This is a genomic window from Pseudomonas sp. LBUM1679, assembly GCF_059695565.1.
Window position 1 is genome coordinate 3,473,915 of the sequence record NZ_CP166774.1, and the last position, 12,990, is coordinate 3,486,904.

The 12,990-nt window shown below is 54.7% G+C and carries 11 protein-coding genes and 5 pseudogenes; 7 read left to right on the forward strand and 9 right to left on the reverse strand.

All coding sequences use genetic code 11. The annotated features are described in order from the left end of the window. Positions 1-54: 54 nt before the first annotated feature. Both ACA062_RS15825 and ACA062_RS15830 read right to left on the reverse strand, forming a co-directional pair. The gene (locus ACA062_RS15825) at positions 55-282 is read right to left on the reverse strand and encodes an AbrB/MazE/SpoVT family DNA-binding domain-containing protein (protein WP_224794139.1); all 228 of its coding nucleotides are present in this window, start codon (positions 280-282) and stop codon (positions 55-57) included. Between the two features lie 70 nt (positions 283-352). After that, positions 353-570: pseudogene (locus ACA062_RS15830) on the reverse strand (DUF7693 family protein). A 430-nt stretch (positions 571-1,000) separates the two neighbouring features. Here ACA062_RS15830 and ACA062_RS15835 point away from each other — a divergent pair. From ACA062_RS15835 to tnpB (ACA062_RS15855), 5 genes and pseudogenes are all read left to right on the forward strand, one after another. Beyond that, entirely contained in the window at positions 1,001-1,696 is a 696-nt protein-coding gene (locus tag ACA062_RS15835; RefSeq protein WP_415767586.1) for a VIT1/CCC1 transporter family protein, read from the forward strand. 619 nt (positions 1,697-2,315) lie between these two features. Further along, complete coding sequence (tnpB, locus tag ACA062_RS15840; RefSeq protein WP_497457235.1) at positions 2,316-2,630, forward strand: IS66 family insertion sequence element accessory protein TnpB; 315 nt, start codon at positions 2,316-2,318, stop codon at positions 2,628-2,630. Positions 2,631-2,713: 83 nt separating this feature from the next. Beyond that, positions 2,714-3,547: pseudogene (tnpC, locus tag ACA062_RS15845) on the forward strand (IS66 family transposase); the annotation flags it as partial. Then, positions 3,528-3,944: a GNAT family N-acetyltransferase gene (locus ACA062_RS15850; RefSeq protein WP_497457236.1), complete on the forward strand. Its 417-nt coding sequence runs from the start codon at positions 3,528-3,530 to the stop codon at positions 3,942-3,944. The pseudogene tnpC (ACA062_RS15845) and the gene ACA062_RS15850, both read left to right, overlap by 20 nt. Before the next feature lie 553 nt (positions 3,945-4,497). Next, the gene (tnpB, locus tag ACA062_RS15855) at positions 4,498-4,833 is read left to right on the forward strand and encodes an IS66 family insertion sequence element accessory protein TnpB (RefSeq protein ID WP_248916959.1); all 336 of its coding nucleotides are present in this window, start codon (positions 4,498-4,500) and stop codon (positions 4,831-4,833) included. Between the two features lie 112 nt (positions 4,834-4,945). Here tnpB (ACA062_RS15855) and ACA062_RS15860 read toward each other — a convergent pair whose 3' ends face one another. Continuing rightward, positions 4,946-5,740 carry a nitrilase-related carbon-nitrogen hydrolase gene (locus tag ACA062_RS15860; protein ID WP_497457237.1) on the reverse strand — a complete coding sequence of 265 codons (795 nt, stop codon included), beginning with the start codon at positions 5,738-5,740 and terminating at the stop codon, positions 4,946-4,948. A gap of 374 nt (positions 5,741-6,114) precedes the next feature. Here ACA062_RS15860 and tnpC (ACA062_RS15865) point away from each other — a divergent pair. Then, positions 6,115-7,238, forward strand: a pseudogene (tnpC, locus tag ACA062_RS15865) (IS66 family transposase). Between the two features lie 173 nt (positions 7,239-7,411). Here tnpC (ACA062_RS15865) and ACA062_RS15870 read toward each other — a convergent pair. The 6 genes and pseudogenes from ACA062_RS15870 to ACA062_RS15895 form a co-directional block, all read right to left on the reverse strand. Next, complete coding sequence (locus ACA062_RS15870) at positions 7,412-7,855, reverse strand: thiol-disulfide oxidoreductase DCC family protein (RefSeq protein WP_497457238.1); 444 nt, start codon at positions 7,853-7,855, stop codon at positions 7,412-7,414. 141 nt (positions 7,856-7,996) lie between these two features. Continuing rightward, a pseudogene (locus tag ACA062_RS15875) lies at positions 7,997-8,290 on the reverse strand (hypothetical protein). Between the two features lie 107 nt (positions 8,291-8,397). Continuing rightward, positions 8,398-9,459, reverse strand: a complete 1,062-nt coding sequence (locus tag ACA062_RS15880) for an SDR family oxidoreductase (RefSeq protein ID WP_497457239.1) — start codon at positions 9,457-9,459, stop codon at positions 8,398-8,400. A 182-nt stretch (positions 9,460-9,641) separates the two neighbouring features. Next, a pseudogene (locus tag ACA062_RS15885) lies at positions 9,642-9,802 on the reverse strand (DUF2256 domain-containing protein). Positions 9,803-10,119: 317 nt separating this feature from the next. Further along, entirely contained in the window at positions 10,120-10,665 is a 546-nt protein-coding gene (locus tag ACA062_RS15890; protein ID WP_497457240.1) for a cysteine hydrolase family protein, read from the reverse strand. Positions 10,666-10,831: 166 nt separating this feature from the next. Next, entirely contained in the window at positions 10,832-11,722 is an 891-nt protein-coding gene (locus ACA062_RS15895; protein ID WP_497457241.1) for an MBL fold metallo-hydrolase, read from the reverse strand. Between the two features lie 235 nt (positions 11,723-11,957). Here ACA062_RS15895 and ACA062_RS15900 point away from each other — a divergent pair, with 235 nt between their 5' ends. Beyond that, positions 11,958-12,980 carry a GlxA family transcriptional regulator gene (locus ACA062_RS15900; RefSeq protein ID WP_497457242.1) on the forward strand — a complete coding sequence of 341 codons (1,023 nt, stop codon included), beginning with the start codon at positions 11,958-11,960 and terminating at the stop codon, positions 12,978-12,980. Positions 12,981-12,990: the final 10 nt, after the last annotated feature.

Sequence of the window (12,990 nt, forward strand, 5' to 3'; positions counted from 1 at the left end):
GAGAGGGCGCTAAATGCATGATGTGCTGGCTCCACGAAACGTTTTATTTCTTCCTCATTTGTCCTCGGCGCTACCGTGCTGTTCGCTATCCCAGGCTTCTGTGAGCTCGTCAATTCGATCCGCGATTTGAGGTGTTTTGGATAGGACAAGGCATCGAGTGCTGCCAACAAATTCTTCTATCAGGTACACAGCGTCGCCGACATCCAGTTCGAGCTCCTGCAAAGCCTCATCGGGAATTCGAATCGCACCATCACCATCCCATTCTTCGATCATGATTTTCATAGGTGGCTTTCTCACGTGTGGTCTCCATTGCGTTAAAGTCGGCAATGGTAACGTGCTTTTGCGTCCAGGCTCAGAGCGCGGCGAGCAAACCTTCGAGCTGTTCACGCTCCCAGGCACTCAATAGGGCAACAGGATCAGCTCCGTTGCGCTGCCATCAAGTGTTCCGGCTCGACCGTCAGGCGAGCTGCAGTGCTCGCAATAGTCCAGGATCTCACAGTCATTGAAGGGTGTGAGTAGCCAGTCATTCTGGTTTTTACGTCTGTTGATTGGGGGTTGCAGCAAGCTCAAACCTCAAGAACCCTGATGATAGGGCGCGCATGCTAATGATTTCTTTGGAATCTGGTCATTAGCGGCTGCTCCAATCGCGAAATGCGTAGACATTTCCAACCCGTCGATTTCATTGAACAAGCTGTATTTTTTTGCAATGAGTAGACTTTTTCCGGGAATGTCTACTCAGATATCGCCCAAGTTTGGTTTGAGTACAAAAGGGTCCTTCGAGGGCCTTTTTTGTTAAACACGATGTACTATCGTAATGACTTTTTGCCGTGATCGGTATGTTCTGGGGCATGCTGGCAGCGTAAAGCATCTTTCTGAAATTTAATCGGTTGATTCAGTCATTACCGGTGATTGGATCTCCGTTCATCAACATGAATCTCTCGGTGCTCATGACGCCAGAGTGACCCGACCTAATGCAATTTTTCACACGGAGAATTCCAGAATGGCAGCGCATCATAAAGAGAAACACTCAATAGACAACATTGGTTGGCTGCGCGCTGCCGTATTGGGGGCCAATGACGGAATCGTTTCAACTTCAAGTCTGATTCTGGGCGTAGCCGCCTCTCACGCAACTCACAACAGCATCCTTATAGCGGGTGTCTCTGCTCTCGTCGCCGGTGCTATGTCGATGGCTACCGGAGAGTACGTTTCCGTGCAGTCCCAAGCCGACACGGAAGCGGCTGCCCTAGAGACGGAGCGAATTGAGATTCAGGAAAATCCGAAGGGCGAGAATCGTGAACTGACAGGAATTTATGTTGAGCGAGGACTTGAGGTGCCGCTTGCAAAAGAAGTCGCGACTAAACTAATGGATCACGACGCCTTGGGGGCGCATGCCCGAGATGAGTTGGGAATCACCGATGCGATGAGTGCAAAGCCATTACAGGCTGCTCTTGCATCTGCGCTAAGCTTTGCCGTAGGTGCGGCACTACCATTACTCGTGGTCGTAGTAGTTCCACAAGAACATCTCATCCCAGTCATCGTCGTCGCGTCGTTGGTCTTCCTTGCTATTCTTGGCGGCTTGGCGGCCAAGGTCGGCGGGGCGAATATTAAAAATGGGGTTTTACGTGTGACTTTTTGGAGTGCGCTTTCGATGGCGGTGGCAGCAGGAGTCGGTACCCTGTTGGGAACCACAGTATAAAACCCGGAGCGGGTTCCAGAATTAAATTCTTGATGGTGAGAGTGGGCCTTTATACAAGGATGGAACAGGGTTTATATATTTGAAGGCAAGAGAAAAGCAGCGCTGCCCCCACACACCTTTATCCGATAGGATGCCGCCGGTTTTTTCTTCTGTTTTCTTTAGCTTTTTAATCCCACAGGATTGAAAGCTGGAACAGAAGCTGAAACTGAAACGCAGGCCTTGGGGGCCCAAGGGGAATCGCATTACTTACAGCCGTGGGCTGCTGCTTATGCTTTGAATACAAAATACCGTCAATTTTTTCAAAAAAATCCACATATTGCTATTCATCGGTTTTATTTCGTTTTTTACCATTATATGTTGTGTTTTCGGCGGGTGGGGTGATGTGAGAATCAAGTGGAGCTAGAGTCAGAGCTGGAAGCGACGGTCTGGGCAGTAGCATTGCGTGCCTACGGTGCATCGCTTCATCAGGTACTTGGGCAAGCGTTGGCGCAATACAAAAGACAACCTTGGTTGGACGAGCTGACGCGCTTGCACCCGAGCACAGGGGGTCAAGCTGGCGTCCGCGCACTTGGTTGTGCTCTCTCCAAAGAGGTGCCGAACTGGGGCGATCGGCACCGTGATGACTACATCGAGATCCGGCGCCGGCTTCGTTGGCATATTGCCCGTCACCTGCACCTACCTGAAGGTGTTCGGTGCGGCGAAGCCGCACTGTGCTTATCTGTTCGCCAACCGCCGCGCCAATCGTATGAAAGTGTTGGTGCATGACGGCGTGGGGATTTGGCTTGCGGCCCGGCGCTTGAATCAAGGGCGCTTCTTTTGGCCAGGCGTGCGGCACGGCTCTGAAGTCGAGTTGGATGCAGAGCAACTTCAAGCCTTGGTGCTCGGTTTACCTTGGCAACGCGTCGGTTCCGGAGGAGCCATCACGGTGCTCTAACTCGTCTGCCATGGCGCGCTTGCCAGCGCAATTGGCCCATCCGTCTATCGCCGCCACTAGCCCTCTCTGGCAAAATCGGCGGCATGACTTCGCATCCGAATCTCGATCAATTAAACCCTGAAGAACTGCGTGCCTTGGCGGCGCAGTTGATCCAGCGCGTCGAGACGATGGACAAGCAAATCACTCATCACAAGTCGGTCAACGAGAAACTGGCCCACGAGATTGCATTGCTCAAGCGCTTCAAGTTTGCCAAGCGAAGCGAGCAGTTGAGCCCGGATCAAGCTAGCCTGCTCGACGACTTGATCGATACGGATATCGCCGCTATCGAAGCCGAACTTGAGGCGCTGCAACCGGCACCTGTCGAAGTCAAAGTGCGCCAGCAACCCAAGCGCGCACAGCTGCCACCGCAGTTCCCTCGCACGCTGATCCATCACGAACCAGACAACAGCCACTGCCAGTGCGGTTGCACCCTCAAGCGCATCGGCGAAGATGCCAGCGAAAAGCTCGACTACACGCCTGGCGTGTTCACCGTTGAGCGCCACATCCGTGGAAAGTGAGTCTGCGAGCAGTGCGAAACGCTGATCCAGGCGCCGGGACCGGCGCACGTCATCGACAAAGGCATACCGACAGCGGGTCTGCTGGCCCACGTCATGGTGGCCAAGTTTGCCGACCATCTGCCGCTTTATCGGCAGGAGAAAATCTTCGGCCGCGCCGGGCTGCCTATTGCTCGCTCGACCTTGGCGCAATGGGTGGGCAACTGCGGCGTCCAATTACAGCCTCTGGTCGATGCACTGCGCGAAGCTGTGCTGACGCACGGTGTCGTCCATGCCGACGAGACGCCAGTACAAATGCTGACGCCTGGGGCGAAGAAAACTCATCGCGCTTACGTCTGGGCCTATGCCACCAGCCAGTTCTCCCCAAGCTCAATACCCTCTGACTGAAGCTCAGCTGTCTAACGCTATTGCTCAACGATTCGACTCGACGGTTGTCGAGACCGAGAACAGCGTCGTCGGCTTTGCTAACTTTTATCGGGCTGAAACGGGTGGGGTTTGCTGTATCGGCAATGTCATCGTTGCCCAAGAGGCACGAGGAAAGGGTGTGGCGACCTTCATCGTGGAGACGATGACAGCTCTGGCGTTCGACCGCTATGACGCCACAGAGGTGCAGATCTCGTGCTTCAATGAAAATACAGCAGGCTTGCTGCTTTATCCAAAACTGGGCTTCTTACCATTTGCTGTCGAAGAGCGAATTTCCCTGGATAGTCGTAGATCAGCACTCATCCATATGGCCCGCAGCAGAGCGGCCCGACCATAACTCACATTGAAAGCCCGCTTAATGCAGCTGCTTTCAGGTATTCAGTTGGTTGCTTTGGTTCAGGTGCGTCAGTGCTGAATGGGCAGCGCTGTGCAGCCTAGGGATCTAGGGGTGGGATTACCGGACGCTTACGGCCAAGTCATCTACCCAGCCATGCAAAGCCAAGACATGGTGTGCACTTAAATTTGAGTGGGCACCAGTTCTAGCCTTTTAAGCGGGTATTTCATGCAGCCACAACGCCGTTCCTACTCCAAATCCTTCAAATCCAAGTCATTCAAGAGTGCGCCCAGCCCGGTGCCTCGATTGCCAGCGTCGTGCTGAGCCATAGCCTCAACGCGAACCTTGTCCACAAATGGATTCGGCTGCAAACGCAAAAAAACACGGAGCTGCAACCTGCTTTTATTCCGTTACCCATGCAGCTAGCCGGAGCAAATTCGCAAGCTGCATCATCGAATATCTGCGTTGAAATCCAGCACCCGCATGGCACGGTCAAAGTGAACTGGCCGACCGAAAGCGCGGCTGCCTGCACGACCTTTCTTCGAGACCTGTTGCGATGATCCGCATCGACTCCATCTGGCTTGCCACCGAGCCCATGGACATGCGCGCCGGCACCGAAACCGCTCTGGCGCGTGTGGTCGCCGTGTTCGGTGCGGCGCAGCCGCACTGTGCTTATTTGTTTACCAACCGCCGCGCCAATCGCATGAAAGTGCTGGTGCACGACGGGCTGGGTATTTGGCTGGCGGCGCGCCGCCTGCATCAAGGCAAGTTCTTCTGGCCGGGTTCTCGACACGGCTCTCAGATGGAATTAGGTGACGAACAACTGCATGCCCTGGTGCTGGGGTTGCCTTGGCAAAGAGTTGGGCCAGGCAGCGTGATTTCCATCATATAAGGGGAGCCTACAGAGTTCGGAAAAAATCGTACGCTAAGGTTTTCTAACCTGCCGTAGCGGCCTGAATTTCCTGTCTTTCAGGTTGCTGGCTTTGCCGCCAGACGTGGCTTGTTCATTTTGGGTGTGGGCCTGATAAAGCATAGCGACTTGCCTCTTCCATCAAGTCATCGCACATAGGATTCGCCTTGAGAACGTGCGCAGCTGGGTCGATTATCGACAAGCCAAGCGACGTCTCTTCTGTGGCGGATGTCCAAACTTCTCCCATAGGCCCGACAATTTGGCTTTCACCTCTGAATGTCGCCTCTGCGCCTGCATACATTTCCACACCGGTACGATTGGCACAGATAAGCGGAGTGGCGTTTTCCATTGCGCGAATGCGCGCAAGCTGGGTTGTCCAAGGCCCACCATAGTTGGCTGGACAACACAGTAACTGCGCACCTTGGCGCACCAACAGGCGAGCGGCTTCTGGCATCCAAAGGTCAAAGCAAGTAAGAACGCCGAAACGGCAGATTCCGTCATCGAAACACGCTAATGAATCGCCTGGGGTGAAGAGGAGCTTTTCTATGCGTGACAGGTGGCACTTGCGTTGCTTTCCCAGCCAGCGCCCTCGCGATACGACAATCGCCGTGTTGTAGATGTGATCGCCATCACGCTCGGCGATGCCAGCAATTAGCGTTGCATTCTTGTCTGCCGATAGTTGCAGTAAGAACTGCGCCGTTGGCCCATCGAGCGCCGATTCAGCATGAAGAAACAATGCCTCACGCGAGTCGTGAAAATAACCGATGGTGCAAAGCTCGGGCATGACTAAGAGATCAAATCGCGCCAAGTCTACAATATCGCGAATATTCCTAAAATTTGCTGCTGGATCGCCAAATGAAACGGGATACTGCAAAAAAGCGGTCAGCATGAAGTTGTCCAACCATTATGGAGGTTTTCTGGGCCCGGGCTTATCTTCCCTTGGGCGGCGTCAAGTTGAGCTATACCCTTGCCGGATGTCAGGCAGGCCACCCGCGCCGCGTCGGAGTAGGGTCGCTTCTTGCATTTCCTGACGCCTCGGCGTCAACCTCTACGGCCTCAACCTGACAGGCCGCACGCTTAGCGTACGATTTTGTCCGTTTTCTCTATCGTCCCCTATAATGACTGCCACGACCAGCCAGGCCGTGCAATTGTCCAATGAGCCTATCGTCGGTTTTCGCCGGCTCTGGCAAAATCGGCGGCATGACTTCGCTGCCCAATCTCGACCAACTAAACCCTGAACAACTGCGCGCTCTGGCGGCGCAGTTGATGCAGCGTGTCGAGAGTCTCGATCAGAAAGTCGAGACAATGGGCAAGAAGGCCATCGAAGCTGAACTTGAAGCGCTGAAACTTGCTCCCACTTCGACTGAGGTTCGGCAAAAACCTAAACGCACCGCCTTGCCGCCGCAGTTTCCGCGCACTCTGATCCACCACGAACCCGATAGCAGCCACTGCCAGTGCGGCTGTGCTCTCAAGCGATTTTCGGTCGAGCTGGGTTGGCCATCGCCCGCTCAACCTTGGCGCAATGGGTCGGCAACTGTGGTGTGCAGTTGCAGCCGCTGGTCGATGCCTTGCGCGATGCTGTCCTTGAACATGGCGTAATCCACGCCGATGAAACACCGGTGCAGATGCTCACGCCGGGCGCGAAGAAAACCCATCGCGCCTATGTCTGGGCGTATGCGACCAGCCAGTTCTCGGACTTGGCGGCGGTCGTTTACGACTTCAGCCCCAGCCGCGCTGGAGAGCACGCCCGCAACTTCCTGCAAGGCTGGAAGGGCAAGCTGGTCTGCGATGATTTTGGTGGTTACAAGGCCAGCTTCGAACTCGGCGTGACCGAGATCGGTTGCATGGCCCATGCACGGCGCAAGTTCTTCGAACTGCACGCCACCAACAAGAGCCAGCTCGCCGAACAGGCCTTGAGATACATCCAACTGCTGTACGAAATCGAACGTGAAGTCCGCGACCTTGAACCGGACTTACGCCACCGAATACGACAAGAAAAAGCCGTGCCGGTGATGGATGCCTTGCATGCCTGGATGATCGCCCAGCGCCAGATCGTGCACGACGGTTCGGCGATAAGCAAAGCTCTGGATTACAGCCTCAAACGCTGGACGGCGCTGTCGCGCTATCTCGATGACGGCGCAGTACCCATTGACAATAATTGGGCCGACAACCAGATCCGACCATGGGCGTTGGGTCGCAAGAACTGGCTCTTTGCAGGATCGCTGCGCAGTGGCAAACGGGCGGCGGCGATCATGAGTCTGATCCAGTCGGCGCGGCTCAATGGGCATGATCCGTATGCTTATTTGAAGGACGTCTTCACGCGCCTGCCGACGCAGCGGGCGAGTGATATTGCGCAGTTGCTGCCGCATAGGTGGCGACCGGTTTAGTTGCGCAAGACGGGGTGCCCGGACACATACGGACATGTAGATAGCCGTTGAGATTCAAAGGCAATCTAACGCTATTTCAGGACAATATTGCTTGAGGTTTAAGGGCAGTAGCAGACTTTGATGCAAGCTCCGATCCATGCATTGAGTCCATTGTTTGAATGCTGAGTGTGCACTCATTCATGCTTCAGAAATCGACCGCGATGATCGGGAGAAGGCGATTGGCAGGAATCGTATTGGCCAAATAGCCGGTAACGGTTGAGGGCGATCTTGTTGTACATCCAGTCGCGGAACGGGCCTGGGATGATTCGGGCGACTCTCAGCCAGCGCCATGGCGCAGGTAAGCGGGCAAAAATTCTGAACATCGCATCGGAGCGAACGTGGAATTGGTGCTCAGCGATTAATACGATTGTGTTGAACTCATGCCGTGGTAGGCCGGCCCACTCGAGCAAGGCCTGACCCTCAGGAGACTGCACCGTCGCGAGCTTGATCCGATGTGCGCGGTCATGTCGGATGATGAATTTGGCCCACCCATTGCAGAGTTTGCAGGTACCATCGAATAGCACGACTGCTTCGCCTAGTGGCACGAGCCGCGCGCTTCCTGAACGATGAGGGGCCATATTCCTACCTTCCAATTCACATTCCATCTAAAGACAGTCTATTGGCATTGAGTGTTGGTTGAGGATTTCTCGGTGAGCTAGCGTAGCTCTCTCCGGTGGTTGATCTGAGAATGCAGCCAGGCTGCTGGTCGCTTTTAAAGCTCAGTTCGACTCTAAGGGTCTTGCGGTGTCAGCATCCAATGAATGGCACCAGGCGCCATAGGGGGTATTGCAGGCTTGGTATCTATTGAAGTCGGGACTGCCATCGTCCCACCACACCGGGCCTCGCTCTCCAAGCGCTACCTGCGCAGCTTGGACGCGCGCCCTGGCAGTCTTCGGTTGGCCATGATCACCAGTGGCTTTCGCTGCCTTTACCTCACGACGCGCTGCCATGAGGTCATCGACCAGGCGTTGCCGGGCATCCGCAGGCAGCTAAGGGTTGCTACAACCCCACAGCTTCCCTTGGACTACAAAATAGTGACCGTCGGGTTATCGTCGTTGGTAGTCTTGGCCTCAGGAGATCCCTCCTATGCCGCCTACTCGAATATCCGTTCTGGAACGGCCTAAGGTATCAAGTGCATATCGCGTAGTTTGTCGAACACGTCGAAAAATGCTTGATCGCTCGCCTGGTAGGCGGTGAAACCCATAGCACGGCTTTTCGACATATCCGTGACAACTTCGATTGGTCGACCGAGGTCTGCGTCGGTGTGCCACGGGGACACCAGGCGCCCCATATCGGGTTCTTTCAAGCCGTATTCCTCTACGATTTGCGTCCATGCGGCTTGGTCGTCACCCATCTGCTTTTCAAGGGGCGAGAGGGATGCGGGATAATCGGCAGGAGGCAAGGCGAAATATTCAGCAATTCTGCTCCACATCCATTTCCAACGAAATACATCGCCATTGGTAACATTGAATGCCTGATTGGCCGCAGCCGGTGTGGTGGCCGCCCACATTTGTTGTTTCGCCAACTGCCGTGCGTCCGTCATATCGGTGAGGCTGTCCCACTGCATTCTTGATCCGGGAAACACAAAAGGGCGATTGGTTTGTTTGCAAATCGAGGCATAGACGGCGAGGGTGGTTGCCATGTTCATCGCGTTGCCCACGGCAACCCCGGTGACTGTATGCGGGCGATGCACGCTCCAAGTGAAGCCGTCCTTTTCAGCGGCGGCGAAGAGTTCGTCTTCTTGGGCGTAGTAGAAATTTTCGATGTCCAGACGACCCTGCTCTTCGCGAAACGGTGTTTGCGGAAGGCTACCCTTACCATACGCTTCAAACGGGCCGAGGTAGTGTTTGAGGCCAGTGACGAGTGCTACGTGCGTAACACTCTTGGCATGGCGAATGGCAGCGAGCACGTTGTGTACCATGGCGGCATTGACGCGAATGTTCTCGGCCTCCGTGGCTTGCCGTGACCATGTGGTAATGAACACATGGGTGGGTTTCAAATCCGCCAGCGCATGTTCCAGCGACGCCGGGTCTTGAAGGTCTGCAGCGACAGGGATCACGCCGGGGGCCTGCGACGGGTGCCTCGACAGCGCGGCGACCTGCCACTTGTTTTCGATCAGTAGCTGACTGATGGCGCTACCAACGATGCCGCTGGCGCCCACGACCAATGCTGTCTGGGTCATACGTTTCTCCTAAATGAAGAGTTGGGAGCCCGCATAAGCAGCAGAGGTTCAACCTAAAGCGGATCCGCATTGGCGTCCCCTGTGTACCAGGCAGATCAGTCGCATCGAATAATCGCTTGGCCATCCACCACCTTCGAGTCCTGGCTGACTAAGTGAATTCGGTTTGAGTACGAAAGGGGCCGTTAAGGGCCCATTTTGTAGGTTCCGCTTTTGATAGGGTTGCTGCGCCGACAGCGTTCCGAGCAGTAGCGCACTTCTTGCCAGCACCGAGCCCACTTCTTTCGCCATGTGAACGGAAGTCCGCAGGTCGCGCAGGTTTGACTGGACGCTCACTCTTTTTCACGGCGATACCTTGAATTCATCTTTCGACCGGCATCACGCCACTTTGCCAGAGCACGGGCTGTTCAGGTTCAGTCATGCGTTCGAGGTTTGTACATAATGTCTAGGCTTTAATCGCTGAGTGGAACATCTCAATCGCTGCCCGCCTGAGTCACGCAAGGTGATTCCGGTCGGAGGCATACTGACGCCGTGGAGCCTTAGCTGGCTCGATAATTATTAGCAACAACAAGGGCCCCGCGAGGCCCTTTTGCTGGACGGGGAGGGAGATTATGTCTAACCGTCTGTACACTTATCTGAAGCAAAAACTGAATTGTTACGCGTTTACGCCGAGAGGTAATCGTCCACAGATTTAACGGTGCCGTAGCCGAACTCAAAAGCTGTCATCATCGCCGCATGCGCTTGGGCGGCAGGAACGTTCACGCCGCGAAATGAGAGATCCAGGGTGGCGCAGGCGTCATGCAGCACAGTAACCGGATAACCCATGTCCGCCGCAGCGCGTACTACGGCATCAATGCACATGTGGCTCATTGCACCTATGACCACGATTTCTTGTACACCTGAGGCATCCAGCTGCTGCTTGAGGTCAGTTTCCCTGAAGGCGTTGATGTGTTTTTTTACGATCACAGGTTCGCGACCTTCAGGAGCTACAGCTGGTTGAATTTCCGCGCCGGTAGATCCCTTAACGAAGATTGGAGCGCCCTCATTATCGGACTCATGCCGTATGTGAAAAACTGGAACACCTGTATCGCGCGAGTGGCTGATCACTCGGATAGCATTCGCGACAGCCGCTTCGATGCCGGTTAACGGCAATTTGCCAGTGGGCAGGTATTCGTTTTGCAGATCAACTACTACAAGGCCTCGTTTCATAACGATCTCCAATTAAGTCACTAATTTTATTATTCCATGAAGGCTGATCTGCCTCTCACAGGCTGCGTAAAAGTGGGCCGTTGAATAAACCATTTCTCTTCGTGAGCACCCTGTCGCTTATGGGTGATCACGAGCCGCCCTGAACAGCGGCTCCCGGTGCTTTAAATCAAAACTCTAACGAAGCGCCGTCTTCCGGTATGTCTACGCGACTCTCGATACCATGCTCTTTGACGTAGGTGCGCAATTCCTTGCGGGTCAGGGACATATGGTTGACTGCGTCCATGTGCACGGCGACGATTTTCGCGTTTTTCGCGGCCTGTGAAGCGCGCAATACATCCTCCTCACCCATGATGATTGCACCCTCATACCCCGTCATCTTTGCTTTTCCAGCGTTGAGCACGATGACCTCGGGGTCATATTTCTCGATGGCCTGGTCGACCTCTTTACGCCAGACAGTGTCACCGGCGAGGTAGAGAGTCTTGTAGCCAGGCGCTTGAAAAACGACGCCCATTGCTTCGCCTAGAGGTTTAGCGAGAGCTGGTACGGCATACATTTCGTCGGTGCCATGCTGGCCACCGGTCTTGGTGATTTTGACGCCGCCGAATTCAGCTTCATCAGTCAGTACGCGTACATTCTTGAAACCTTGGGAGCGAATCAGTTGCGCATCTTCTTCATGCTGCGTGAACAGAGGGATGTCTTTAGGCAGCGCTTTTTGTGCGGCATCGTCCCAGTGGTCAAGATGCGTATGTGTGACGATGACTGCGTCAACACCAGAGATAACTTCAGCGGGCGACTCGGTCAGATCAACCAGGGGATTGCGCAGGTTGCTTCGGTAGGTATTTTCAAATCCAGGGTAGGTTCCCTTTTTGGCCAGCATCGGGTCGATCAGGAAGGTCGTGCCGCCGTAGGAGATTTTCACCGTTGCGTTACGAACTTGCTGCAAGTCCACTTTATGGGATGCGTCGGGCGTCTTGGGGACGTTTGAGCCCGCAAATGCCGGTGTGGTGGCCGCAGCGCAAGCAATACTGAGGGCAAAAGGAAGAGTTCTAAAATTCATGAAATTAACCCTGTTGATACATCGAGGGCACCATTCTCGCCCAATGCCTTGAAGCCCAACAGTGGCCTGAATGACATATTTCGATATAATCGGGCCATACGACCAGCGTTGTCCGTACATTTGAGAGGGGGTTGATTTACCCCTTCCATCTGCGCAAATACATCACCGCAGACGGTCGCTCATTAATTCCTGTGTGCGTTTGATGGCACGTACACGGCCAATTCGAGGCTGCCTGATGCAATCCATACGTGTGGCTGTTCTAGCGTTTGACGGCGTAAGCCTGTTCCATCTGTCTGTGCCAGGAGTGGTTCTGGGGACGGCTCAATCCGCACCTGGTGAACCTCAATACGAGGTCAGCTACTGCGCAGAGTCGCCGGGGATGGTGAATAGCGACCAAGGCATCGGCTTGGAGGTCACTCATGGCCTGGAACTGATGGACGCATCTGATGTAATTGTCATTCCAGCGTGGGGCGATCAATCGGTCGCTGCATCTGCACAGCTTGTGCAAGCCTTACAGCTCGCTAATGCCCGAGGAAAACTCATCGTCGGGTTATGTTTGGGAGCATTCGTGCTCGGCGATGCCGGGCTGCTTGACGGCAAAGAAGCAACCACTCACTGGGCAGTCAGAGACGAATTTGCGCGACGCTTCCCTGAAGTTCATTTCAGGCCCGAGGTGCTCTACGTCAGTGATGGCAATATCATGACCTCTGCGGGAACCGTGGCGGCAATCGATTGTTGCCTGCATCTGATACGCCAGCGGCTCGGTGCTGATGTGGCGAATCGCACCGCGAAGATGCTGGTGACGCCGCCGCATAGGCAAGGAGGCCAGGCTCAATACGTAGCACATTCTGTGCCGCAACTGTCTAGCGAGACTCATTTGTCTGATGTACTGGAGTGGGCCCGAATGAACCTGACCAATGATCTGTCGCTCGACGTCCTGGCGGACATGGCGAAAATGAGTAGGCGCACGTTTACTCGGAAGTTTAGGGAGGCCACTGGCAGTACCGTCTCAAAATGGTTGAACGCTGAGCGCGTTGTCAGAGCGCAAGAACTGCTTGAAACGACTGACTTGCCTATTGAATGTGTTGCCGGTGAGGCAGGATTTGGAACGCCCTTATCCATGAGGCAGCAATTTGGCGCTCATCTCGGCACATCGCCTTCTGAGTATCGGCGAATGTTTTTTCGCGACATGAGAGCGGGCCCGAAGGCGAGCGGCAGTTCGCATGCTGCTGAACCGCCTACTCGCTCCAAGGCTTAACGTTCGACGA

What these genes read in the sequence shown, in the direction of transcription:
- ACA062_RS15825 (WP_224794139.1), bottom strand. Translation starts at nt 282, where the DNA reads ATGAAAATCATGATCGAAGAATGGGATGGTGATGGTGCGATTCGAATT.
- ACA062_RS15835 (WP_415767586.1), top strand. Translation starts at nt 1,001, where the DNA reads ATGGCAGCGCATCATAAAGAGAAACACTCAATAGACAACATTGGTTGG.
- tnpB (WP_497457235.1), top strand. Translation starts at nt 2,316, where the DNA reads ATGACTACATCGAGATCCGGCGCCGGCTTCGTTGGCATATTGCCCGTC.
- ACA062_RS15850 (WP_497457236.1), top strand. Translation starts at nt 3,528, where the DNA reads ATGCCACCAGCCAGTTCTCCCCAAGCTCAATACCCTCTGACTGAAGCT.
- tnpB (WP_248916959.1), top strand. Translation starts at nt 4,498, where the DNA reads ATGATCCGCATCGACTCCATCTGGCTTGCCACCGAGCCCATGGACATG.
- ACA062_RS15860 (WP_497457237.1), bottom strand. Translation starts at nt 5,740, where the DNA reads ATGCTGACCGCTTTTTTGCAGTATCCCGTTTCATTTGGCGATCCAGCA.
- ACA062_RS15870 (WP_497457238.1), bottom strand. Translation starts at nt 7,855, where the DNA reads ATGGCCCCTCATCGTTCAGGAAGCGCGCGGCTCGTGCCACTAGGCGAA.
- ACA062_RS15880 (WP_497457239.1), bottom strand. Translation starts at nt 9,459, where the DNA reads ATGACCCAGACAGCATTGGTCGTGGGCGCCAGCGGCATCGTTGGTAGC.
- ACA062_RS15890 (WP_497457240.1), bottom strand. Translation starts at nt 10,665, where the DNA reads ATGAAACGAGGCCTTGTAGTAGTTGATCTGCAAAACGAATACCTGCCC.
- ACA062_RS15895 (WP_497457241.1), bottom strand. Translation starts at nt 11,722, where the DNA reads ATGAATTTTAGAACTCTTCCTTTTGCCCTCAGTATTGCTTGCGCTGCG.
- ACA062_RS15900 (WP_497457242.1), top strand. Translation starts at nt 11,958, where the DNA reads ATGCAATCCATACGTGTGGCTGTTCTAGCGTTTGACGGCGTAAGCCTG.